19 protein-coding genes are annotated in these 24,641 nt (G+C 63.5%); 8 read left to right on the top strand and 11 right to left on the bottom strand.

The genetic code is table 11. The features are described from left to right. Positions 1 to 161: 161 nt before the first annotated feature. From uvrA to J1G34_RS04115, 7 genes are all read right to left on the bottom strand, one after another. Positions 162 to 2,681 (bottom strand): excinuclease ABC subunit UvrA, encoded by a 2,520-nt coding sequence (gene uvrA / locus J1G34_RS04145; protein ID WP_222993412.1) that lies wholly within the window; start codon positions 2,679 to 2,681, stop codon positions 162 to 164. After that, positions 2,678 to 4,390, bottom strand: coding sequence for an ATP-binding protein (locus tag J1G34_RS04140; RefSeq protein ID WP_128876459.1), 1,713 nt, complete (start codon positions 4,388 to 4,390; stop codon positions 2,678 to 2,680). Before J1G34_RS04140 ends, uvrA begins: the two co-directional genes overlap by 4 nt. 100 nt (positions 4,391 to 4,490) lie before the next feature. After that, positions 4,491 to 7,562, bottom strand: a complete 3,072-nt coding sequence (locus J1G34_RS04135; RefSeq protein ID WP_222993410.1) for an error-prone DNA polymerase — start codon at positions 7,560 to 7,562, stop codon at positions 4,491 to 4,493. A 136-nt stretch (positions 7,563 to 7,698) separates the two neighbouring features. Further along, positions 7,699 to 9,114 carry a Y-family DNA polymerase gene (locus J1G34_RS04130; protein ID WP_222993408.1) on the bottom strand — a complete coding sequence of 472 codons (1,416 nt, stop codon included), beginning with the start codon at positions 9,112 to 9,114 and terminating at the stop codon, positions 7,699 to 7,701. A gap of 7 nt (positions 9,115 to 9,121) precedes the next feature. Continuing rightward, a complete protein-coding gene (gene imuA / locus J1G34_RS04125; protein WP_065891791.1) occupies positions 9,122 to 9,736 on the bottom strand; it encodes a translesion DNA synthesis-associated protein ImuA in 615 nt (204 codons plus the stop codon). Continuing rightward, positions 9,736 to 10,353: a transcriptional repressor LexA gene (gene lexA, locus J1G34_RS04120; RefSeq protein WP_222993406.1), complete on the bottom strand. Its 618-nt coding sequence runs from the start codon at positions 10,351 to 10,353 to the stop codon at positions 9,736 to 9,738. Before lexA ends, imuA begins: the two co-directional genes overlap by 1 nt. Before the next feature lie 955 nt (positions 10,354 to 11,308). Further along, positions 11,309 to 12,376, bottom strand: coding sequence for an NAD(P)-dependent alcohol dehydrogenase (locus J1G34_RS04115; protein WP_065892925.1), 1,068 nt, complete (start codon positions 12,374 to 12,376; stop codon positions 11,309 to 11,311). A gap of 172 nt (positions 12,377 to 12,548) precedes the next feature. Here J1G34_RS04115 and J1G34_RS04110 point away from each other — a divergent pair, with 172 nt between their 5' ends. Then, a complete protein-coding gene (locus J1G34_RS04110) occupies positions 12,549 to 13,367 on the top strand; it encodes an alpha/beta fold hydrolase (protein WP_222993404.1) in 819 nt (272 codons plus the stop codon). 53 nt (positions 13,368 to 13,420) lie between these two features. Here J1G34_RS04110 and J1G34_RS04105 read toward each other — a convergent pair whose 3' ends face one another. Continuing rightward, on the bottom strand, positions 13,421 to 13,903 hold the full coding sequence (locus J1G34_RS04105; protein ID WP_065892923.1) for a GNAT family N-acetyltransferase: 483 nt from the start codon (positions 13,901 to 13,903) through the stop codon (positions 13,421 to 13,423). Positions 13,904 to 14,079: 176 nt separating this feature from the next. On the opposite strand from J1G34_RS04105, the gene J1G34_RS04100 reads away from it, so the two are divergent. Beyond that, positions 14,080 to 14,415: a hypothetical protein gene (locus tag J1G34_RS04100; protein ID WP_065884761.1), complete on the top strand. Its 336-nt coding sequence runs from the start codon at positions 14,080 to 14,082 to the stop codon at positions 14,413 to 14,415. Here J1G34_RS04100 and J1G34_RS04095 read toward each other — a convergent pair. After that, positions 14,405 to 16,018 (bottom strand): ATP-binding response regulator, encoded by a 1,614-nt coding sequence (locus tag J1G34_RS04095; RefSeq protein ID WP_065892922.1) that lies wholly within the window; start codon positions 16,016 to 16,018, stop codon positions 14,405 to 14,407. The genes J1G34_RS04100 and J1G34_RS04095 overlap by 11 nt on opposite strands. 112 nt (positions 16,019 to 16,130) lie before the next feature. On the opposite strand from J1G34_RS04095, the gene J1G34_RS04090 reads away from it, so the two are divergent. From J1G34_RS04090 to argE, 5 genes are all read left to right on the top strand, one after another. After that, positions 16,131 to 16,733 carry a LuxR C-terminal-related transcriptional regulator gene (locus J1G34_RS04090; RefSeq protein ID WP_065884763.1) on the top strand — a complete coding sequence of 201 codons (603 nt, stop codon included), beginning with the start codon at positions 16,131 to 16,133 and terminating at the stop codon, positions 16,731 to 16,733. A gap of 146 nt (positions 16,734 to 16,879) precedes the next feature. After that, positions 16,880 to 18,211 (top strand): flavin-containing monooxygenase, encoded by a 1,332-nt coding sequence (locus tag J1G34_RS04085; RefSeq protein ID WP_370737783.1) that lies wholly within the window; start codon positions 16,880 to 16,882, stop codon positions 18,209 to 18,211. A gap of 22 nt (positions 18,212 to 18,233) precedes the next feature. Then, positions 18,234 to 18,644, top strand: a complete 411-nt coding sequence (locus J1G34_RS04080; RefSeq protein WP_065884765.1) for a RidA family protein — start codon at positions 18,234 to 18,236, stop codon at positions 18,642 to 18,644. A gap of 10 nt (positions 18,645 to 18,654) precedes the next feature. After that, positions 18,655 to 19,332, top strand: coding sequence for a DUF1028 domain-containing protein (locus tag J1G34_RS04075; protein WP_065892920.1), 678 nt, complete (start codon positions 18,655 to 18,657; stop codon positions 19,330 to 19,332). Continuing rightward, positions 19,329 to 20,474 carry an acetylornithine deacetylase gene (gene argE / locus J1G34_RS04070; RefSeq protein ID WP_222993402.1) on the top strand — a complete coding sequence of 382 codons (1,146 nt, stop codon included), beginning with the start codon at positions 19,329 to 19,331 and terminating at the stop codon, positions 20,472 to 20,474. Before J1G34_RS04075 ends, argE begins: the two co-directional genes overlap by 4 nt. A gap of 121 nt (positions 20,475 to 20,595) precedes the next feature. Here the strand turns inward: argE and J1G34_RS04065 are convergent, their stop codons facing one another. Further along, positions 20,596 to 21,507 carry a LysR substrate-binding domain-containing protein gene (locus tag J1G34_RS04065; RefSeq protein WP_222993400.1) on the bottom strand — a complete coding sequence of 304 codons (912 nt, stop codon included), beginning with the start codon at positions 21,505 to 21,507 and terminating at the stop codon, positions 20,596 to 20,598. 250 nt (positions 21,508 to 21,757) lie between these two features. Here J1G34_RS04065 and J1G34_RS04060 point away from each other — a divergent pair, with 250 nt between their 5' ends. Then, entirely contained in the window at positions 21,758 to 23,173 is a 1,416-nt protein-coding gene (locus J1G34_RS04060; protein ID WP_065892918.1) for a purine-cytosine permease family protein, read from the top strand. A 191-nt stretch (positions 23,174 to 23,364) separates the two neighbouring features. Here J1G34_RS04060 and J1G34_RS04055 read toward each other — a convergent pair whose 3' ends face one another. Continuing rightward, on the bottom strand, positions 23,365 to 24,564 hold the full coding sequence (locus J1G34_RS04055; RefSeq protein ID WP_222993398.1) for a TPM domain-containing protein: 1,200 nt from the start codon (positions 24,562 to 24,564) through the stop codon (positions 23,365 to 23,367). Between the last annotated feature and the right edge of the window lie 77 nt (positions 24,565 to 24,641).

Genomic DNA, 24,641 nt, shown 5'->3' with positions numbered 1-24,641 from the left:
TGGGCAACCCGGCAGGACGCCGGGTTAGCCGCACTGGGCCAGTGTACTCAGTCTGATCCAACATCCCGGCCAGCCCCAAGGCCGCCATCGGGGGCAAGCCCCCTCCCACATTTGTCTGCATTTCAACATTGGGAAGGGGCGACACTCCCACATTGAGCCGACTAGACAAGCTCGCGCGCCAGGAATGGCGCCGTGCGGCTGTCCTTGCTGTTGGCGACGGCCTGCGGCGTACCACTGGCAACCACCTTCCCGCCCGCATTGCCGGCACCGGGGCCGATATCGATCACCCAGTCGCTCTGCGCCACCACGCGCATTTCATGCTCGACCACCACCACTGTATGCCCCGCTTCCACCAATTGATTGAGCTGGCTGAGCAAGCGGTCGACATCCCTGGGATGCAGCCCGGTGGTCGGTTCGTCCAGCACGTACAAGGTGGCGCCCCGCGCCGTGCGTTGCAGCTCGGTGGCCAGCTTGATGCGCTGCGCTTCACCGCCCGACAACTCGGTGGCCGGCTGGCCCAGGCGCAGATAGCCCAGGCCGATATCGCGCAGCACCTGCAGGGCGCGCAATACGCCGGGCTGTTCGGCAAACACCTCGACTGCTTCCTCCACAGTCAGGCCCAGCACTTGGGCGATGCTCAAGCCTTGCCATTTGACCGCCAGGGTCTCGGGGTTGTAACGCGCCCCGTGGCAGGTCGGGCATGGCGCATACACGCTGGGCATGAACAGCAACTCGACGCTGACAAACCCCTCGCCTTCACAGTTCGGGCATCGGCCCTTGGCGACGTTGAAAGAAAATTGCCCCGCGTCGTAACCGCGCTTCTTCGCCGCCGGCGTGGCGGCGAACAGTTTGCGCACGTTGTCGAACAGCCCGGTATAGGTCGCAAGATTGGAGCGCGGCGTACGGCCGATGGGTTTCTGGTCCACCTGCACCAGACGCCGGATCTGCTCCAGCCCGGCGCTGATTCGCCCTTCGCTGGCGACAGGTGCAGCGTCTTCCAGGCTGGGCTCGTCGGTGCTTTCCAGCGCGCGCCCGAGGCCGCTGCTGACCAGTTCCAGCAGCGCCTGGCTGACCAGGCTGGATTTGCCCGAACCGGAAATCCCGGTCACCGCCGTGAAGCAGCCCAGCGGGAAATCCACGGCAAGGTTCTTCAGGTTGTTGCGCGTCACCCCTTGCAGCTTCAGCCAGCCACTGGGTTCCCGCCGAGTGGGATTCAAGGCCCGCGGTTCGGCAAACAGGTAGTCACGGGTCTGCGACGCGGCGACATCCGCCAACCCCGCAGGTGGGCCGCTGTACAGGACTTGCCCGCCGTGCTCGCCGGCGGCCGGGCCGACATCGATCAACCAGTCGGCGCGGCGCATGGTTTCCAGGTCATGCTCCACCACAAACAGCGAATTGCCGGCCGCTTTCAAACGCGCCAGCGCGCTGAACAAGGCTTCGCCGTCCGCCGGATGCAGGCCCGCCGAGGGCTCGTCCAGCACGTAGATCACTCCGAACAATTGCGAGCCCAGTTGCGTGGCCAGGCGCAAACGCTGCAACTCCCCGGACGACAGCGTCGGCGTGCTGCGCTCCAGGGACAGATAGCCCAGGCCCAGCTCGATCAAGGTCGTGACCCGTTCGAGCAGATCCTCGGCGATGCGCTGGGCAGCCAGGCGCTTTTCCACCGACAGCTTCATCTTGTCCTGCCCCGCCGCCACCGGCCGCAGCAGCTCGGCCAGGCGGGTCAGGGACAGTTGCGACAGCTCTCCGATATCCACCCCGGCAAACTTCACCGACAACGCCGCCCGGGTCAGCCGCTTGCCCTCGCACAACGGGCAGGCACTGCCTTGCATGAACTGCGACACACGCTTTTTCATCAGCGCGCTTTGGGTCTGGGCGAAGGTGTGCAGGATGTAGCGCCGCGCGCCGCTGAAGGTGCCCTGGTAACTGGGCTCCAGCTTGCGTTTCAAGGCATCGCGGGTCTGCGCCGGGGTGAAGCCGGCGTACACCGGTACGGTGGGGGTTTCTTCGGTAAACAGGATCCAGTCGCGCTGTTTTTTCGGCAGGTCGCACCATGGGATATCCACGTCATAACCCAGGGTTACGAGAATGTCCCGCAGGTTCTGGCCCTGCCATGCCAGCGGCCAGGCCGCCACCGCGCGCTGGCGGATGGTCAGGGACGGGTCGGGCACCATCAGCGCTTCGGTCACTTCATACACGCGGCCCAGGCCATGGCATTGCGGGCACGCGCCCTGGGGCAGGTTCGGCGAAAAGTCCTCGGCGTACAGCATCGCCTGCCCCGGCGGGTAACGGCCGGCGCGGGAATACAGCATGCGGATCAGGCTCGACAAAGTGGTCACGCTGCCCACCGAGGACCGCGCACTCGGTGTGCCACGCTGCTGTTGCAGGGCCACGGCGGGCGGCAAGCCTTCGATACTGTCGACATCCGGCACGCCGACCTGGTCGATCAGGCGTCGCGCATAAGGCGCCACCGATTCGAAATAGCGGCGCTGGGCCTCGGCATACACGGTGGAAAACGCCAGGGACGACTTGCCGGAACCGGACACACCGGTAAACACCACCAAGGCATCGCGGGGAATATCCACGTCGACGTTACGCAAGTTGTGTTCGCGAGCGCCGCGCACCCGCACAAAGCCAGTGTGCTGGACGGTCGATGGAGGAGTGTTGTGCTGTGAAGTCATGAACAACCTTGTCTGGCGGTGAGAACGCTGCGTACCCGTTGCGTCAGGGCGTCGGGACTGTAGGGTTTGCTCAACAGATTAATGTCGGCGCTCAGCAGATGATTGGAGGAAAGAATGTCGCGGGTGTGGCCGGAGGTGAACAGCACCGGAATCGGCGGCACCTGCTCACGCGCCCAGTTGGCCAGGTCGATGCTCTTGATGCGGCCGGGCATCACCACATCGGTAAAGATCAGTTCCGGTTGCAGGCCGGACTGCAGTTTGGCCATGGCCTGATCGCCGTCTTCGGCGGTCAGCACGGTGTAGCCCGACTGTTTGAGCAGCTCCACCACGGTCAGGCGCACGCCTTCGTTGTCCTCCACCACCAGAATGGTTTCCTGGCCGGTGCAAGGGCTCTCCAGGCCAATGTCCGGTTCGGCATGTTCCGGTTCCAGGCTGCGCGGGAAATACATCTGCACCACCGAGCCTTTGTTCTCTTCGCTCCAGATGTCGACATGCCCGCCGCTTTGGCGGACAAAACCAAACACCATGCTTAGCCCGAGGCCCGTGCCCTGCCCTTCGCGCTTGGTGGTGAAAAACGGCTCGAACGCACGCTTGAGTACCGTCGACGGCATGCCCACGCCGGTGTCGGTGACCGCCAGGCGCACATACTCGCCGGGCTTGATGCTTTTGCCCGCGCATTCGGCCGGGTTGAGAATGATGTTTTCGCCGGTGATACGAATCACGCCTTCGCCTTGCATGGCATCGCGGGCATTGATCGCCAGGTTGAGCAGCGCGTTTTCCAGCTGGTTGCGGTCGACGTTGATGCACCAGGAATCCTGCGGCAACTGCACGTCGATATGGATGGTTTCACCCAGCGCGCGTTGCAGCAGCTCACCGAGGCCGGCATAGATACGTTGCGGGTTGTACACCGCCGGCGACAGGGGCTGACGCCGCGCAAACGCCAGCAGTTGCGAGGACAAGGTGGCCCCGCGCTCCACGGCGGCAATCGCGGCGGAGACGCGCCGCTGCACTTGCGCGTTGTCCGGTTCATGGCGGGCCAGCAGGTGCAGGTTGCCGGCGATCACTTGCAACAGGTTGTTGAAGTCGTGGGCCACGCCGCCGGTCAGGCCGCCAATCGCTTCCAGCTTCTGCGACTGGCGCAACTGCTCCTCGGCGGCGGAACGCGCCTGCACTTCGGCCGCTACGCGCTGCTCCAGATTATGGGTCAGCTCCTGGCGCACCCGCTCGGACTTGACCAGTTCAGTGGTCTCGACCACGATCGCCAGCACCCCGGCCGGTTGCTGGTCATCCCCGGCCACCGGGCTGTAGTAGAGGTCCAGCCACAAGGTTTCCGGCCTGCCATGACGCGACAACACCAGTTCCTTGTTGTTGAACGACAAGGTGCCGCCAGCCAGGCAGGTGTCCACCACATGCCGGTTGAACTCGGCCACTTCCGGCCAGCCCAGTTCCACCGGCGTGCCCAGCAGGTACGGATGACGACCGCCGGCGAACACCGAGTAGCTGTCGTTGTAGATCATGTAACCGGCGCGCCCCCATAGCATCACCATCGGCACGGGCGAGGCGAGCATCATCTGCACGGTGCAGGCCAGGCTGGTGGACCAGCGATCGATCGGGCCGAGGTCGGTGCCTGACCAGTCAAACGCGCGAATTCGCCGGGCCATTTCACCGGCCCAGCCTTCACAGCCGTGGGAGTTGGATAAAAATTGCATGATCGGGCTCTGGGCAATGACGAGGCTGTTGCAACTTTTGGAGCGCGGCGGCGGTAGATGGTTTCATCTTGTCGAACTTGAGCTGAATAAACCACTGGCCTCAGTGAAAATCCCGGCTGCGCACCACCATGCCATCGAGCAGCGGCGACAGGTCGGTCAGGCGCCCGGCGATCAAATGCCGCACCTCGCCCACCGCCTCCCAGCGCCCGTCCACCTTGAGCAGTCGCGAGCCGACCAGGGCCTTGCGCTGACGTTCGGCCAGGTCGCGCCAGACCACCACATTGAGGTTGCCGAACTCATCTTCCAGGGTGACAAAGGTCACACCACTGGCGGTGCCGGGACGCTGGCGCCCGGTGACCAGCCCGGCCACGCTCACATTGCGCCCATGCTCCACGCTCAGCAGTTCCTGGGAACTGCGGCAGCGGCGCTTGCGCAGTTCCGCGCGCAGCAGCGTCAAAGGGTGCGGCCCCAGGGTAGTGCCAAGCGTGGCGTAATCGGCGTGCAAGTCCTCGCCCACCGTGGGTTGAGGCAATGCCACATCGGCTTCATCGGGGCTCGGCAGCCCGGCAAACAGGCCCAGCTGGGTCTGCACACCGGCCACCTCCCAGCGGGCCTGATGCCGGTTACCGGCCAAAGCGCGCAAGGCGCCGGCATCCGCCAGCAAGGCCTGGGCGCGCGCATCCAGGCCGGCGCGGGCGTCGAGGTCGGCGATGTCGCTGAACGCACGGCGTTGGCGCACGGCCTCCAGGCGCCGCCCATCGTCTTCGCGAAAGCCCGAGATCATGCGCAGCCCCAGGCGAATCGCCGGTTGCGCGCCGTCGATGGGTTCCAGGCTGCAATCCCAGTCGCTGGCCTGCACGTGCACCGGGCGGATCTGCAGGCGATGACGGCGCGCGTCCTGCAGGATCTGGTCCGGGCTGTAGAAGCCCATTGGCCAGCTGTTGATCAGCGCGCAGGCGAAAGCCGCCGGCTCATGGCATTTGAGCCAGCAACTGGCGTAGGTCAGCAAGGCAAAACTGGCCGCGTGGGACTCGGGAAAACCATAACTGCCAAAGCCTTTGATCTGCTCGAAAATCTGCGCGGCAAAGGCTTCGGTGTAGCCGTTCTTGAGCATGCCGTCGCGCAGCCGCTGCTGGTGCGGTTCCAGGCCCCCGTGGCGTTTCCAGGCGGCCATGGAGCGGCGCAACTGGTCGGCCTCGCCGGGGCTGTAGTCGGCGGCGACCATGGCGATCTGCATCACTTGTTCCTGGAACAACGGGATGCCCAGGGTGCGCTCCAGCACCACTTTCAATTCAGGCGACGGATACGTGGTGGGTTCTTCCTTGTTCCTGCGCCGCAAATACGGATGCACCATGCCGCCCTGGATCGGCCCCGGCCGCACGATGGCGACTTCGATCACCAGGTCGTAGAAGGTTTGCGGCTTGAGCCTGGGCAGCATCGACATCTGCGCCCGCGATTCGATCTGGAACACGCCGATGGTGTCTGCCTTGCTGATCATCGCGTAGGTGGCCGGGTCTTCCTTGGGAATAGTTGCCAGGCTCCAATCCTGGTGGCGATGGCGGCGCAGCAAATCGAAGCAGCGGCGGATCGCGCTGAGCATGCCCAGGGCGAGGATATCCACCTTGAGCAGGCCGACGGCGTCGAGGTCGTCCTTGTCCCACTGGATGATGGTGCGCTCGGCCATGGCGGCGTTTTCCACCGGCACCAGGGTGTCCAGCGGGTATTCGGAAATCACGAAGCCGCCGGGGTGCTGGGACAAATGCCGGGGAAAGCCGATCAATTGCCCGGTCAGGGTCAGTACGCGGCGCAGCAGCGGGCTGTCCGGGTCGAAGCCGCTTTCGCGCAGGCGCTCCAATGGCGGCGCGTCGTCGCTCCAGCGCCCGCAGCAGTCGGCCAATGCGTTGACCTGATCCGGCGGCAACCCGAGGGCCTTGGCCACATCGCGCACCGCGCCGGTGGCGTGGTAACTGCTGACCACCGCCGTCAACGCTGCACGCGTGCGGCCATAGCGCTGGAAGACGTATTGCAGCACTTCCTCGCGGCGCTCGTGTTCAAAATCCACGTCGATATCCGGCGGCTCGTTGCGCTCCCTGGACAGGAAGCGTTCGAACAGCACGTTGCTCAGGCTCGGGTTGATCTCGGTGATGCCCAGGGCAAAACACACCGCCGAGTTGGCCGCCGAACCGCGGCCCTGGCACAGGATCGAACGGCTGCGGGCAAAGCGCACGATGTCGTGCACGGTAAGGAAGTAACTTTCGTAGCCCAGCTCGCTGATCAGCCCCAGTTCCTTGTCGATCTGCTCCAGGGTCTTGGGGTCAATGCCTTCGGGCCAGCGCTGGGCAATGCCCTCCTGGGTGAGGGTGCGCAGCCAGGATTCGGCATCATGGCCTGCGGGCACCAGCTCACGCGGGTAGTGATAGCGCAACTGGCCGAGGTCGAAAGTGCAGCGCCGTGCGATGGCCAGGGTTTCATCGAGCAGGGCCTGGGGGTACAGCGCGGCCAGGGCATCGAGACTGCGCAGGTGCCGCTCGCCATTGGGGTGCAAGTGCAGGCCGGCTTCGGCCACCGGGACGTGATGGCGGATGGCGGTCATGGTGTCTTGCAGGGCACGACGGCCGCGCGCATGCATGTGCACATCCCCGCAGGCGACGGCCGGAATCTGCAGGCTGGCCGCCAGTTGCAGGCGTTGCTCCAGATGGCGCGCATCGTCTTGCCCGCAGTGCAGGTGCACCGCCAGCCACAGGCGCTCGGAGAAGGTGCGGCGCAGCCACTGGATGCTGGCCTGGGTGTCGCTGTCCTGCGCTACCCACAACGCCAGCAGGCCGGGCAGCGGTTGCTCGAAGTCTTCCTGCAGCAGGCGGTAGCTGCCCTTTTCGGCGCGGCGTCGGGCCAGGGTGATCAAGCGGCACAGGTGCTGGTAACCGCTCAGGTTTTCCACCAGCAGCACCAGTGTCGGCCCGTTCTCGAGGCGCACTTCACTGCCGATAATCAGCGGCAGCTCCAGCGCCTTGGCCGCCTGCCAGGCGCGCACGATGCCCGACAGCGTGCATTCGTCGGTGATCGCCAGGGCGCTGTAGCCTTGGCGTTTGGCGCGCTCGAACAATTCCAGCGCACTGGAGGCACCGCGCTGGAAGCTGAAGTTGGACAGGCAATGCAGCTCGGCGTAGCTCATGCCTGCCCCGCCCCTGCAGGAGCGAGCTTGCTCGCGAAAAACCCAAGGGCACCGCATTCATTCTGGTGCCCCGCGTTATCGTTAACCACCTTCGCGAGCAAGCTCGCTCCTACAGAGGGTGGCGACCTATGGGCTTTCATGCAAACCAGCCTTGCAACCACAAACCATCCTGTTGCCCCACCGTGCGGTAGGCCCAGCCTTGCTGGCCGGTGCGGGTCTGGATGAGGTAATAGTCGCGGCGGATATCGGCGCCATCCCACCAGCCGGATTCGATGCGTTCCGGCCCCATCAGGATCTGTACGCCCTGCTCGGCCAGCAAGGTCGGCTGGTGCAATAACCAGCCAGGGCGCCGCACCTTGTTCAAGGTCGGGCATGGACGGGGGTCAACGGCGTTTTGCCAGGCGCACTCAGGGCGATGGTCGGCGTGAAAGCGCAGGCCCTGCACCGCTTCATCGCCCAGGCGTGCGCGCAGGCGTTCGCGCAATTGTTCCCAGGGCAGGGTCTGTTGCGGGCGGTCATCGAACAGGTCCTGGCGCTGCGGCACGAACACCGGCAAGTCCTGGGCCACCAGGCGAAACCCGCGCACCGGTGCCGTGACTTGCACCTGTTCCAGGCGCCCACGGGCCAGTTCGAACAGCATCGAGGGCTCGCGCTCGGCACTCAGCAGGCCGACCTTGATCACACTGTCGGGCGCCTGGGCATGCTCCAGGTGCAGGTCGAAACGCTGCACGCCACTGTCACGCCCGCACAGGAAGGCGGACAAGTCAGCGGTCAGGCGGCGCAAGGGAAACAGCAAGGCCTGGTGGGATTGCACGTCGAAATTCAACTCGATGCGCACATCGAACCGGTCCGGCGGTTGATAGAAACCCAGGGCCAATGGCCGCTGCCCGGCCAGGGCGTCGAGGTGCTTGAGCAGGCTGGCGTCAAAGCGCCGCGCCAGGGTATGCCGGGGCAGCGCCTGCACCTGGGCCAACGTGCGCAGGCCCATGCGCGACAAGGCGATGGCGGCCTGCGGGTCAATCCCGGCGCGGTCGACCGGCAGTGGCGCCAGCGCCTGCATCAAGGCGCTGTCATCAGCCACCGCCAGGCCATCGTACCGATTGGCCAACACCCGCGCCGCCGCTGGATTGGGCGCGGCGACGATGCGGTGCCGAAAGCCCAGCTCGGTCAACTCCTGACGCAAGCGCGCTTCGAACTGCGGCCAGGGCCCGAACAGGCCCAGGCTCGACTCGATCTCGAACAGCAAGGCGCGCGGGTAATACACGCTGACCTGGGAACTGAAGCGGTAGGCCCAGGCGGCCAGAAATTGCTGGCAGCGCTCGATCTCCAGCGGGTCGTATTCAGCGCAGGCAAAGGCCTTGGTCAGCGCATGCGCCGCCGTCAGCGACTGGCCGGGACGCAACCCCAGGGCGCGGGCGGCGGTATTGACGGTTTGCAGCACGCGCCGCTGCGGCGTACCGGCCAGCAGTGCCAGCGGCTGATCGGGCTCGGGATGGGCACGCAGCACGGCGTCCAGCGCCAATTGCGGGAAAACAATACAGACCCAGCGCATGGCAACCTCAATGCCCCGCCAGGGCAATCGGCGCCGGGTGAGCCAGGCCGCCCCGGCATTTGAGCACGCGCACTTGTGCCGGCCGTGACTCGACCGCCAGGCGCAAGGCGGCCGGTGATGGATTGATCGCCTCACTCAAGGAGCGCCAGGCAAACGCCAGGGTCTGCCCGGTTTCCGCCGCCACCTGCAAACGGCGCAAGGCCCGGTCATCGGCCTTGTGCGGCCAGCACAACACCGCGCCGCAACTGCCCGAGCGCAGGCATTGTTCCACCGCCCACAGCGCATCACGCTCCTGGGCCTGGATCACTGCGAGCTGGCGCACATCCACCCCGGCGTTCTGCCAGGCGTGGGGGTACGGCGTGTAGGGCGGCGCCACCAGCACAATGCGCTCGCCCAGCGCCGACAAGCGCGCCAGGGTCGGCAGCACCAGTTGCAGTTCGCCCACGCCGTCCCGGGCCATCAGGATTTCACTCAAGGCCGCCTCCGGCCAGCCGCCGCTGGGCAGCACCGCGTCCAGCGCCGCCAGCCCCGTGGGATGCACACTGGCCGGTGGCGCGGCGGGCCGGCCCTTCCAGACTCGCCCGCCATTGAACAGCGAGTCCAGGGCAACCACGGCGCCCATCAGCCTTGCCTCACCAGGCCGCAGAACACCCCTTCGATAGCCAGGTCCTGATCGGCCCCGACCACGATAGGCTGATACGCCGGGTTGCGCGGCAGCAGGCGCACCTTGTCGCCCGTGCGCTCGAAACGCTTGATGGTGACTTCACCGTCCAGGCGCGCCACCACAATCTGCCCGTTCAAGGCCTCGGCACTGCGCCGCACGCCCACCAGGTCGCCATCGAGAATACCGTCCTCGATCATCGAATCGCCCTGCACACGCAGCAGGTAGTCCGGGGTTTTGGCGAACGTGGCGGGGTCCAGTTGCAGGCGATTGTGCACTTCGGCATCCGCCCCGATGGGCAGACCCGCGGCCACACGACCGAGCACCGGGATGTCCAGCCATTCCGGGCGCGGCGGTTGATTGAGCAGGCGAATACCACGAGCCTGGTTGGGGTTGACTTCGATAAAGCCGGCTTCGGTCAGGGCTACCACATGCTTGCGGGCGACGCTGCGCGAGGCAAAGCCGAACGCCTCGGCGATCTCGGCGAGGCTGGGGGACTGGCCTTGCTGCGCGATGCGGTCGCGGATGAAGGTCAGGATGGCGGTACGGCGGGGGGTCAGGGTTGTCATGGAGTACATTTGTACTCCTGTGGGAAATTTCTGACAATAGCCGTCAGTCGGGGGTGGGGGGTGGCCGGGATGTTGGATTGGACCGGGTACATATCCGTTTCTGCGGTCACGGCTGCTATGGGTTCCGCCCTTACGGCGGCTCACTTTTGGAAAAGAGCCCCAAAAGTAACCAAAAGGGCTCTTGCCCCACCACTCGGCACCTCGCCTAGGCTCGGTGTGCCCACAATCCGACATTGATGTGGGGGGCCGCCGCCACGCGCCATCCATGGCGCGGGGCGGCTAAACCGGCGTCCTGCCGGTTTACCCCCCACATCAATATCGAATTGCGGCCAGCGTGGTTTAACAGGGCGCCTAAGATCAAAAGCAAGAGCGGCTCGCTTCGCATCGTGGATACGCGGGCTTGCGTACACCGCCATCTGTAGGAGCGAGCTTGCTCGCGAAAAACTCACAGGCGCCGCGTTGAGTCAGGAAGCACGCGTTATCGTTGACGTTTTTCGCGAGCAAGCTCGCTCCTACACAACGCAGCCGCGCCCACCCGTAACCACGATGCGAAGCGAGCCGCTCTTGATCTGGCTTTTGATCTTAGGCGCCCCGTTAAACCACGCTGGCCGAACGCAGGCTTGAATTCGTGGGTAACCCGGCAGGACGCCGGGTTAGCCGCACTGGGCCAGGGATGGCCCATTGCGGCGGCCCACGGATTCAAGCCGGAGAGAGGGCACACCGAGCATTAGCGAGGTGCCGAGTGGTGGGGCAAGAGCGTTTTGCTTACTTTTGCGCTTTTCAAAAGTGAGCCGCTGTAAAAGCGGAACCCTAAGTGGCCGTTACCTAAATAATGGATATGTACTCGGTCTGATCCAAGATACTGGCCAGCCCAGAGGCCGCCATCGGGGGCAAGCCCCCTCCCACATTTGGGCCTCGGATCGGCACAAGATACCGGTCAGCTCCAAATCCGCCGCACTTGCGCTCAAGCCACACGACTCTCCTTCTTCAAACTCTCCATATCAATCACAAACCGATACTTCACATCCCCCTTGAGCATCCGCTCATACGCCTCATTGATCCCCTGAATATCGATCATCTCAATATCCGAAACAATCCCGTGCTTGGCACAAAAATCGAGCATCTCCTGGGTTTCCTGAATCCCCCCGATCAACGAACCCGCCAGGCTGCGGCGCTTGAAGATCAGGTTGAACACCGCAGGCGACGGGTGCGGGCTGTCAGGCGCGCCGACCAAGGTCATGGTGCCGTCGCGCTTGAGCAGGCTGATGAAGGCATCCAGGTTATGCGGCGCAGCGACGGTGTTGAGAATGAAGTCCAGGCTGTTGGCAACCTTGGCCATTTCATCCGCGTTCTTCGACACCACCACCTGATCGGCACCCAGGCGCAGGCCATCTTCGCGCTTGTTCGGTGAAGTGGTGAACAGCGTCACATGGGCGCCCATGGCATGGGCAATCTTCACCGCCATGTGCCCTAGCCCGCCGAGGCCGACCACCCCGACTTTTTTGCCCGGGCCGACCTTCCAGTGGTGCAACGGCGAATAGGTGGTAATCCCGGCACACAGCAACGGCGCCACTGCCGCCAGGTTGGTGTCGTCGTGGGAAATGCGCAGCACGAACTGCGCCTTGACCACGATGTTGTCGGAATAGCCACCGTAGGTGTTTTCGCCGCCGAACAGCGGCCCGTTATAGGTGCCGGTGAAGCCATTCTCGCAATATTGCTCCTCGCCCTCGGCACAGGAGGCGCATTGCTGGCAGCTGTCGACCATGCAGCCGACACCGGCCAGGTCACCCACCTTGAACGTCTTCACATTGGCGCCGACCGCCGTCACACGGCCGACGATTTCATGGCCGGGGACCGAAGGATAAAGAGTGTTGTTCCACTCGTTGCGGGCGGTGTGCAGGTCGGAATGGCACACGCCGCAATACAGAATGTCGATCTGTACGTCATCCGCGCCGGGGGCGCGGCGCTCGAAGGTAAAGGGCTTGAGCGAATCCTTGGAGTCCCGAGCGGCGTAGCTGTAAGTCCTGGCCATTTCGTTCACCTGTATGATCTGACGGAAGAGTTCGGTGGACACGCCTGGCCGCTGAAACGTTCAACCGAGCACGTCCATACAAGCCGCGCGGCGGCTTTGGGCGCAAGCTTTCGAGACATAAGCCCAGGCGGATTTTCAACTCACTGTTTTCATGCAGACAAAGGAGTTTCAGATGAGCACATTCGTTGCCAAAGACGGTACCCGGATCTATTTCAAGGATTGGGGCAGCGGCAAGCCCGTGTTGTTCAGCCACGGCTGGCCGCTGGATGCCGACATGTGGGAATACCAGATGGAATACCTGAGCAGCCGTGGCTTTCGCACCCTCGCGTTCGACCGCCGGGGCTTTGGTCGCTCGGACCAGCCGTGGACCGGCAACGACTACGACACCTTCGCTGACGATATCGCCCAGTTGATCGAACATCTGGACCTCAAGGACGTGACCCTGGTGGGCTTCTCCATGGGCGGCGGCGATGTGGCCCGCTACATTGCGCGCCATGGCAGCGCACGGGTCGCCGGCCTGGTGCTGCTCGGCGCCGTGACGCCGATCTTCGGCCGGAAGGACGATTACCCGCAGGGCGTGCCCGACGACGTATTCGATGGCATCAAGGCCGGCCTGCTGAAGGATCGCGCGCAGTTCATCAGCGATTTCAACACGCCATTCTTCGGCCTCAACAAGGGCCAGAAAGTCTCAGACGGTGTGCTCACCCAGACCCTGCAGATCGCCCTGCAGGCCTCGCTCAAATCCACCGTGGACTGCGTGACCGCGTTCTCGCAGACCGACTTCCGCCCGGACATGGCCAGCATCGACGTGCCGACCCTGGTCATCCACGGTGACGGTGACCAGGTCGTGCCGTTCGAAACCACCGGCAAGGTCGCGGCCGAAATGATCAAGGGCGCGCAACTGAAGGTGTACAAGGACGCGCCCCACGGGTTTGGCGCTACCCATACCCAACAACTCAATGAAGACCTGCTGGCGTTCCTGAACCGCTGAAATCCCTGTGGGAGGGGGCTCTCGATGAGGGAGAGCCCCCTCCCACATTTGGTTCAAGACTCACTCATCAGCCGCAGGCGCTTGACCATCGGCACACACGCCAACACCAACCCCGAGGGCGAGTGATACACCGCCTGCTCATCCCCCACATAGCCGCACGCCCTGTAGAAACTCACCGCATTGAGCGTCGCATCCAATACCACCTCTTCAACGGCGATATGACGCGCGACCGTCTCCAGGTGGTCGAGCATTGCCTTGCCATACCCCCGCCCGGTGAATGCGGGACGCACAAACAAGGCGCCGACTTCATTGTTGGCAAGATCGAGCATGCCGGTGGCGACTGGCTCGCCGTTCACACAGCCCAGGTAGAAGCGTTTTTCCATCAGCACGCTGTAACCATCGCTCGCACTGCCACGCGTCCAGAGCGCCATTTGTTCTGCGGTGTAGGCGCCGATGCATTGGCCGAGAATAGCCTCACGACGAATCTCAAACGCGCTGTCGGCATCCTCTGGCGTAGCTCGTTTTATCTGCAACACAGCCTTCTTCCTTCCTTGATTTCAATATGCCATTAGCCCATGTGTGCTAATCGACCCGCGCTTCCCCCGGCGCTATATTCCCCGGCACTTCCAACGCTCAGCCAACACCGCGCACTCAATGCGCGAAGGGTCGTTGCGCGCTGGAAAAACCAAAACAATCCCAAGGAAGAAGCATTATGAAACTCCCCTCCCCTGTGACGCGCCTTGCCCTGCTCGGCGCCTTGATCATCAGCGTTGCCGGTTGCAGCAATATCAAACCCACCGAAGACCATCTCAAGAAACTCTCAGAGACCAACCTGGGCGAACCGGTCAAACGCATCTCCAATGTACGCAGCGACTCCATGACCACCTACTACGTGGTCAACACCGCCTCCGGCGAGTACAACTGCTCGGTGCCCAGCGGTGCCAGCGGCGGCGCGTTTGCGATTGCCAGCTTTGGCCTGATGAAACCCGCGGCCTACTGCATGCCCAAGGGTGCGCGAGGCAATGGGTTGACGCCGTTCACACAATAATTTTTTCCTGGCTGAGCTCACGCAAGGCGCCGCGCAGTTCTGCAGGGCGCACCGGTTTGGACAGAATGGCGATCTGACGGTCGTGCAACGCAGCCTGGATTTTCTCCACATCATGCCCGGTGAGGATCAGCGCCGGCACCGCCCAGCCGCGTTGCCGGCGCAAGTGGTCGATGCATTCGATGCCGGTGGCGTGGTTGCCCAGGTCATAGTCAGCGACGATGATGTCGCAGTCGCTGACCAGGCCCTGCCCCGTGGACTCGGCCTGCACCTCGCAGCCCCAGCGTTCGAGCAGCGCCTGGGTGGCCAGCAGCACATTATGGTCATCTTCGACCAGGCACACTTTCAAACCGCTGAGCAGGCCGGCCTGGCGTGCGTCGTCACGCGATGCCGGTTGAGCCGGCGCAGTGGCCAGGGCCAGGCCATGCAGACCTACCGAAGTGCCACGGCCCACCCGCGAACGCAGGCTCACCTGCAGCCCCATCAACTGCCCAAGGCGCTTGACGATGGACAACCCCAGGCCGACGCCTTCGACGTCCTTGTCGCGCAGTTGGCGCACGCGATAGAACTCTTCGAAGACCTTCGCCAGATGCTCCCCTGCAATCCCCCGGCCCTGGTCATGCACCTCTATTACCAAGCGGTTATCGCGAATACGCACACCGATCAGCACTGGCCGTTGCGCGCCATACTTGAAGCAATTGGAGAGCAGGTTTTGCACCATGGTCGCCAGCATCCCTGGATCCACCAGCACCCAGTGGGCGCACGGTCGCAAGCGCAACTCCACACCCGCCCAGCGTGCGGCTTCGGCGTTCTGGCGTACCAGGTCGGCGAGAAAATCGCCCAGATGGATCACTTGGTATTTGGGCAGCAGACGCCCGTTGTCCAGAGTGTAGAGGTCGAGAATGGAACGGAACAACTGCGACACGTTGAGCAGCGAGCGATCGATATTGTCCACCAGCCGCCGTTCGTCATCACCCAGGCGGGCTTCGCGCAGGCAGGCGGTGAACAGGCCGATGGAGTGGATCGGCTGGCGCAGGTCATGGCTGGCCTGGGCGAGAAAACGGGATTTTTCCAGGTTGGCGGCGATGGCTTGTTCGGAGGCCTTGCGCGTACGCTCCAGCAGGATATGCGCGTAGATCGGAATCACCGTGCTGGTGATCATCAGCATCAGCACCATGAACGGCTGTGCCTGCCACCACGGCGTGAGCTGGTAGACCATCAACAGCGCCAACAACGCCAGCCCCGTGGCAATCGCCAGGTAGCGCGACCCATAGCGCATGCCGTTGCCCAGGTTGACCCACACCATCACCGCATACAGCGGCAACGCCGCCTCACCGCCCACCACCAGCCCAAACGAAGTGCCGGTATAGTCGTGGAGCATGCCGAAAATCCGCCGCGCCGGGTAATGCCCGGGCCAACGCGCGATCACCTGGCGCAAGGCAATGGACGCCAGCAGGAACAGGACGATATACAGGAGCACCGGCCAGTAAGTGTCCAGCGAATGCCCGGGCAAAAAGCCCAGCACGCCTATATACACAATGGCGATGGTTGCCACCACAATGCGCAGGTTCGCCTGGTCGAGTTCGGAGTTGGTCTCGAGCCCCATGGGTTACGTCCTTGTTGTCATAGCCCTGGCCCTTTATATGAGCGAGGCGGGCATTGGGCCCGATAATAAAACAGCATGCCTGCACACAGCCATGCCCAGCAAGGAGCTCACCATGACCGGCCGGATTATTATCGCCGACGACCATCCGATGTTTCGCGAAGCCATGGCGCGCACCGTGCAACGCCTGCTGCCCGAGGCCCGGGTACAGGAAGCCGGCGACCTGGACGCGGTGCATGGGTTGCTGCTCGACCCAGGCGACATCGACACCCTGATCCTCGACCTGCGCTTTCCCGGCCTGACCTGCATCAGCCAGCTCGCCGACCTGCGCCGGCAACTGCGGCGTACCACGTTGATCGTGGTCTCGATGGTGGATGATCCGGCGCTGATCGAACAGGTCATGGCCCTGGGCGTCGACGGTTTTATCGGCAAGAACATCGCCCCCGACGAAATCGGCCACGCGCTGCTGGCGATCCGCGACGGTGAAGTGCTGGTCAGGTTCGCCCCCTCTGGCCTGCTGCCGCTGGACACCCATACGCTCACCCCGCGCCAACAGGACGTGCTGCGCCTGATTGCCCAGGGCAAGACCAACAAGGAAATCGCCAAGGCCCTGGATATTTCACCGTTTACCGTGCGCATTCATGTGTCGTCGTTGCTGCGCAGCTTGAAGGTGACGACGCGGGCGGCGGCGGCGGTGAAATACTCCGGGGAGTTCTAGATCCAAAACTGTGGGAGGGGGCTTGCCCTCCCACATTGGACTATGGTGCACCCGTTAACCTCCCCCGCTCTGCATCCGATATTTATGCTCACTTCCCAGCTTAATAATATTTTATTAAAAACCACCCTCCCCCTAGCCTTGAAGTCATGCCCAAGCTGAATCCAACTGCATTACGCAAGGACAGACACATGACCCAAGCAATAACAAAAACAGACACCCTGGTGGTGGGCGCCGGCCAGGCCGGCGTGGCCATGAGCGAGCACTTGAGCAAGCACGGCGTGCCGCACCTGGTGCTCGAGCGCAGCCGCATCGCCGAGCGCTGGCGTACCGGGCGCTGGGACTCGCTGGTCGCCAACGGGCCGGCCTGGCATGACCGTTTCCCGGGTCTGGAATTCGATGATGTGGCGCCCGACGGCTTTGCGCCGAAGGAGCGCGTGGCGGACTACTTCGAAGCGTATGCATGCAAGTTCAATGCGCCGATTCGCACGGGCGTGGAAGTCACGTCGGTGGTGCGCAACGAAGGTCGCCCGGGCTTTACCGTGCACACCAGCGAAGGCGTGATCGAAGCCAACCGCGTGGTGGCCGCCACCGGGCCGTTCCAGAAGCCGGTGATCCCGGCCATCGCGCCAAAAGACACTGCGCTGCACCAGATCCATTCCGCCGACTATCGCAACCCCGCGCAATTGCCGGCAGGTGCTGTGCTGGTGGTGGGTGCCGGTTCTTCCGGGGTGCAGATCGCCGATGAATTGCAGCGCGCCGGTCGCCAGGTGTACCTGTCGGTCGGCGCCCATGACCGCCCGCCGCGCGCTTATCGCAACCGCGATTTCTGCTGGTGGCTGGGGGTGTTGGGCGAGTGGGACCAGGCGGCGATGAAACCTGGCCGTGAGCACGTGACCATCGCGGTGAGCGGCGCCCACGGCGGCAAGACCATCGACTTTCGTGAGCTGGCCCAGCAAGGCATGACCCTGGTCGGCCTCACCCACTCCTTCAATGGCAACGTGGCAACGTTCCAAGCCAACCTGGTGGACAACCTGGCCCGTGGCGATGAGAACTACCTGGCCCTGCTGGATGCGGCCGACGCCTACATCGAGCGCAACGGCCTCGACCTGCCCCTGGAGCCCGAAGCCCGCCGCGTGTTCCCGGATGCCGACTGCATCCAGCAGCCGATCCTGGAACTGGACCTGGCCCAGGCCGGCATCACCTCGATCATCTGGGCCACCGGGTTTGCCGTGGACTACAGCTGGCTCCAGGTGGATGCGTTCGATGCGGCCGGCAAGCCCCGGCACCAGCGCGGCGTCTCCAGCGAGGCCGGGATTTATTTCCTCGGGCTGCCCTGGCAGTCACGGCGTGGCTCGTCATTTATCTGGGGAGTGTGGCACGACGCCAAGTACGTGGCGGACCACATCGCCATCCAGCGTCAATACCTTGAGTACCGCGCGCCCGCCTCGCTGGTTCGCCCGTCCCCTGTCAGCGCCTGATCCCTTTGCCGGAGTTTTTATAATGCCTACTCACACCCGTATTCGCATGTTCAACACCAAGCAAACCTACCCCAACCAGAGCCTGGACAACGACCTGTGCCAGGCCGTGCGCGCCGGTAACACCGTGTATGTGCGTGGCCAGGTGGGCACGGATTTCGAAGGCCAACTGGTGGGCCTTGGTGACCCGCGGGCCCAGGCCGAACAGGCGATGAAAAACGTCAAGCAGCTGCTTGAGGAGGCGGGCTCGGATCTGTCGCATATTGTCAAGACTACCACCTACCTGATCGACCCGCGCTACCGCGAACCGGTGTACCAGGAAGTCGGCAAGTGGCTCAAGGGCGTGTTCCCGATCTCCACCGGGCTGGTGGTCTCGGCCCTGGGCCAGCCGCAGTGGCTGATGGAAATCGACGTGATCGCGGTTATTCCCGAATAAGGAGCCACCCATGACCTTTTCAATCGTCGGCCGCTGCGCGGACACCGGCCAGTTGGGCATCGCTATCAGCTCATCGAGCATCGCCGTGGGCGCCCGCTGCCCATGGCTGCGCCCCGGTGTGGGCGCGGTCGCTACGCAAAACATCACATTGCCGGCCCTCGGACCCGACGTGCTCGATTTGCTCGAACAAGGCCTCACGCCTGCCGATGCCATCGACACCGCCTTGACGCGCAACGGCTACAGCCAATACCGGCAATTGACCGCGATTGATCACCTTGGCCGCAGCGTGCATTTCAGCGGCAGCGAAACCCTGGGCACCCACAACGCCGTGTCGGGCGAACAGTGCGTAGCGGCGGGCAATATGCTCGCTGACCGGGGGGTGATCGAAGCAATGGTCCAGGCTTTCGAGCACGGCGAAGGCCAGTTGGCCGACCGCTTGCTCGCGGCCATGCATGCCGCCATCGCCGCCGGCGGCGAAGCAGGTCCAGTGCATTCGGCCGCGCTGGTGGTGGTGGGCGAGCTGACCTGGCCGATCATCAACTTGCGCGTGGATTGGGCCGATGAAGCGCCCATCGACGAACTGCAAACACTCTGGGACGCCTACCGCCCGCAAGTGCAGGACTACATCGACCGCGCCCTCGCCCCCGACCGCTCGCCGGGCTACGGCGTGGCCGGTGACGAGCGATGAGCCGCAGCCGCGAACTGCTGCAGACGCTGGTGGGGTTCGACACCACCAGCCGTGAATCCAATTTGCAGTTGATCGAATTTGTGCGCGATTACCTGGCGGGCTTCGGCGTAGCCAGTGAGTTGATCTACAACGAATCGCGCAGCAAGGCCAACCTGTTCGCCAGCGTCGGCCCGGTGGAACTGCCCGGCATTGTGCTGTCGGGGCACACCGACGTGGTGCCGGTGGATGGGCAACCCTGGACCCTGCCAGCGTTTCAACTGACCGAGCGTGACGGCAAGCTGTATGGCCGTGGCACCGCTGACATGAAGGGCTATATCGCCTGCGTGCTGGCGCTGGTGCCGGAACTGATCGAGGCGCCGTTGCGCCTGCCGGTGCACATCGCCCTGTCCTACGACGAAGAAGTCGGCTGCCTCGGTGTGCGTTCGCTGCTTGGCGTGCTGGAACAACGGCCGGTAAAACCGCTGCTGTGCATTATCGGCGAGCCGACCGAGCTCAAACCCGTGCTCGGCCACAAGGGCAAGCTGGCGATGCGCTGCGAGGTGCATGGCGAGGCGTGTCACTCAGCGTATGCACCGTCCGGTGTGAATGCGATCGAGCATGCCGCCGAGTTGATCGGCGAACTGGGGCGCATCGGCCAACGCTTGCGCGCACGCCAGGACCCGCGCTTCGATCCGCCGTTCAGCACCGTGCAGACCGGAGTGATCAGCGGCGGCAAGGCCCTGAATATCGTGCCGGCCGATTGCCGGTTTGATTTTGAAATACGTGCCCTGCCCTCGACGGACCCAGGTGAAGTGGCCGAGGCGCTGCAAGCCTACGCCATGCAAGAGGTACTGCCGCGCATGCAGGCCGTGAGCCGGCAGAGCTCGATCCGGTTCACCGAGTTGTCGGCCTACCCGGGCTTGGTCACCGATGAGCGCAGCCAGGCCGCCGAGCTGATTGCGGCGTTTTCCGGTTCCAGGGCGTTCGGCACCGTGGCGTTTGGCACCGAGGGTGGGCTGTTTGATGCAGTCGGTATCCCCACCGTGGTGTGCGGGCCGGGGAGCATGGACCAGGGGCACAAGCCGGATGAATTTGTCAGCCTGGAACAGCTCGAGGGTTGCGATGCGATGTTGCAGCGGATGCTCGACGCCATCCGCCTCTGAATGCACTACAAATCAAATGTGGGAGGGGGCTTGCCCCCGATAGCGGTGTATCAGTCAACTTATCTGTAGCTGATCCACCGTAATCGGGGGCAAGCCCCCTCCCACATTGGACCCTGTGTTTTTACCCGAGTAATCGCGCCAGTTCTTCACGGCAATAATCGACGAACAACTGCACCGGTTTGGTCAGCGGTGCGCGCTTGAGCCACACGGCCGACAACCCGGAGCCGGTGACGGTTTCCACCAACGGAATACACACCACCTGCTGCCCATCATAGGTGTACTCGCTGAACGGCTTGGTCACCAGGATCGAAAACCCGAACCCACGCCCCACCATCCCGCGCACCATCTCGATGGACGGCGAGCTGAATACGATATTCGGCGTCAACCCGCGTTCTTCAAAGATGCTCACGAAGTAGGTCCGACTGGGCAGCACGTCCAGCAGGATCATCGGTTCCAGTACCAGGTCCGCCAACGACACTTTGGCCTGCCGGGCAAAGCGATGATCGGCCGGCAACAACGCGTACGGCTGCTGCGGCGGCATCAGCGGCGTGGTTTCGATGGAGCCGCCCAGGTCGTGCTCGAACAGCATCGCCACGTCGATGGTACCCGCCGTCAGCGCCTGTACCAGCTCCTGTTGCTCACCATCGCGAATACGGATCTCCACTCCCGGCCAACGCGCCTTGAAGCCGGCGATCAGGCGCGGCAGGTACAGCGGCGCCACGGTTTCAAAGCAGCCGATATCGATCTGTCCGGCCACCACATCATTGTCCGCCAAGGCGTTCTGTTCGAACTCATGGGCCACGCGCAACAGCTCCAGCGCCTTGCGATAGAACCGCGCGCCGCTGGGGGTCAGGGACATGCCCTGGGCGTGATGCCGGATAAACAACTGCACGCCGAAACTGTCTTCCAACTGCTTGATCGCCGTGGAAACCGACGGCTGCGCGATATACAGCTTGCGCGACGCCTCGGCGACGCTGCCGCATTCGGCCGTGGTGACGAAATATCTGAGTTGGCGCAGGTTGTAGGCAGCCATCGGGCCTCCGAAAAACAGGGTGTTTTGCCCCAGACCAGTGCAGGAAAAACCGGCTTTTTTAATCGATCCGAGCCCATGCAACATACCGGAGCAAAAATCACCGCGAGATACTTTTTTTAAGGTCTGTAGCAACAAACTTACTAATTTACCTCCCCGTGTCCATTGCAGATGATCGCTGCAACAACAAAGCGCCGCCGTTGCTGCGCACAGCGAAGTACGTCCACGTACTCACCTTGCCTTGGAGCTCGTCATGGTTACCACTGCAACATCCTCCGCCCCGCTTATCGAAAAACACACGATTGGATACGTGCCCCCGGAAGATCGCCATGGAAAGGTAAGAGACCTGTTCACCCTGTGGTTCGGCGGCAACATCGCACCGCTGCCGATCGTGACCGGCGCCCTGGGGGTGCAGTTGTTCCACCTCAATCTGGTGTGGGGCATCGTCGCCATCCTGGTCGGCCACTTGGTCGGCGGTGTGTTGATGGCGTTGCACTCGGCCCAGGGCCCGCAGATGGGCATTCCGCAGATGATCCAGAGCCGTGCCCAGTTCGGCTCCCTTGGCGCGTTGTTGGTGGTGGTGATTGCCGGCGTGATGTACATCGGCTTCTTCGCCTCCAACATTGTGCTGGCCGGTAAGTCCCTGCACGGCGTGGTCGATGCGGTACCGGTGCCGGTCGGTATCGTGATCGGCGCCATCGGTTCCGGGATCATCGGCATCATCGGCTATCGCTTCATTCATGTGCTCAACCGTATCGGCACCTGGGTACTCGGTGCCGGCATCGTGCTGGGCTTCGGCTACATCTTTACCCATGTGCAGACCAGCGACTTTTTGACCCGTGGCAGCTTCAACATTTCCGGTTGGCTGGCCACCGTGTCCCTGGCCGCGCTGTGGCAGATCGCCTTTGCGCCATACGTCTCGGATTACTCGCGCTATCTGCCGGCCGATGTGCCCGTCGCCGCCACCTTCTGGACCACCTACCTGGGTTCGGCGCTGGGTTCGAGCCTGGCCTTCATCTTCGGCGCCGTCGCCGTGCTCGCCACGCCCGTCGGCATGGACACCATGGAGGCGGTCAAACTCGCCACCGGTTCCATCGGCCCCTTGATGCTGGTGCTGTTTTTGCTCAGCGTGATCAGCCACAACGCCCTCAACCTGTACGGCGCGGTGCTGTCGATCATCACCCTGGTGCAGACCTTCGCCTACCGCTGGATCCCCACGGCGAAAAGCCGCGCGGTGATCTCGATTGTGGTGCTGGTGGCCTGTGCGATTGCGGCGGTGTTCGCCTCCAAGGACTTCATCGGCCACTTCGTCGACATGGTGCTGGTGCTGCTCGTAGTGCTGGTGCCGTGGACCGCGATCAACCTGATCGACTTCTACGCGATCCACAAAGGCCAATACGACATCGCCTCGATCTTCCGCGTGGATGGCGGCATCTACGGCAAGTACAACCCCCAGGCACTGCTGGCGTATGCGGTGGGGATCGCGGTGCAGATTCCTTTCATGAACACGCCGCTATACGTGGGGCCGATCTCCGAACACATCAACGGCGCGGATTTGTCGTGGGTGGTGGGGTTGGTGGTGACGTCGCCGTTGTACTTCTGGTTGGCCAGTCGGGACAGTGCGTATAAGCGCCGGATGGATGGGGGGAAATTGGTGAGTGGGGTTTGATACAGAGTCTCGGTTTTCTGTTTTTGAAAGAACTGCATCCGACCAACCTGGCATGCCCAACTCGGTCAAAACTGTGGGAGGGGGCTTGCCCCCGATGGCGGTGTGTCAGTCACTGTAGGTATTGACTGAACCACCGCTATCGGGGGCAAGCCCCCTCCCACATTTGGATCTCAGTGGCGTCTTCTACCCCGTTACCAACTCCCCGACGCCCCGCCGCCACCGCTGGAACCACCGCCACCGGACGAGCTGCTGCCGGAACTGGAGCCGCTGGAACTCGAACCGGAGCCACCGCCCGATCCAGACCCCGAGCCCTCGCCGACCTTGCCGAAAAGAATCAACGCCACGAACGACGCGATAGGGAACGCCAACAGCCAGCCGTCGCGGCCGTGATCGATCACCAGCCCGGCCACCCCATACACCACGCCCGCCGCCACCAGTCGCACGATAAAACCGGTGCGGCTGGTTCGCCAGGTGTGCCGCATGATCAGCAGCAGCACCAGGTACAACCCCAGCACCACCAACACGCACACCGGCCACAGCAGCCAATGGATGAAACTGATGTCCACGTAGCGGTCCGCCACCACCAGAGCGGCGATATAGATCAACAACCCGATCACGCCGTAGAACAGCGCCCGCACCTGCCACAATGCGCCAAACAGGGCACCGCCGATCACTATGGTCAGCGGCATGACAAACAGAAACATCGGCCATTCCCGCCCGCCGCCCAGCAGCGTCAGTAACAGCGTGGCCGCCGCCGCAACGATCAACGCCTTGTGCCAGTGCAGTTTGCGGGAAGCCAGCAGCACACCCAGCAGGCCGCCCAGCACAAATGCCACCAGTAGCGCGATGAACTGCGGATTGATCCGGGGCGCGGCCACCTCGGGCAGGTCGCCGCCGTCCACCAGCATCGTCAGCGCGTCCACGCCCTGTTGAACACCGCCGGCAAAGTCGCCCTGGCGAAACGCCGGCGTGATGCGCTCTTCGATGATGCGATGGGCCAGCAGGTCGGTGACCGTGCCTTCCAACCCGTACCCCACCTCGATGCGCAAGGTGTGATCGTTCTTGGCCACCACCAGCAGGATGCCGTCGTCGACGTCCTTGCGCCCCAGTTTCCAGGCGCGGAACAGTTGGTTGGCATAGTCTTCGATGGCGGTATCACCGGTGCTGGGCACCAGCAATACGGCGACCTGCGCGCCTTTGCGCTGCTCCAGGTCGGCCAGTTGCTGCTTGAGGCGCTGGACGCTGTCCGCGTCGAGGGTGTTGGTCAAGTCAATGACGCGCTGGTCAAGCGCAACGCCGATAGGCGACGTGTCGGCCCTGGCGGTGATCAACAGACTGGCCAGTACCAGAACCAGCACGCTCAAGACTGATTGCCGTAGCATCACCATCATGTATTGTTACCTGAAGTTTCTTCCTGAAGGCGCCGACTTTACCCTATCTGCGTGCAAGCGCGTGACCCAGGGCCCGC

It is taken from the genome of Pseudomonas sp. Wu6 (genome assembly GCF_019891515.1).
Taxonomy (GTDB): domain Bacteria; phylum Pseudomonadota; class Gammaproteobacteria; order Pseudomonadales; family Pseudomonadaceae; genus Aquipseudomonas; species Aquipseudomonas orientalis_A.
Note: the sequence above shows the minus strand (reverse complement) of the source record. Positions and strands in the feature narration are given on the sequence as shown.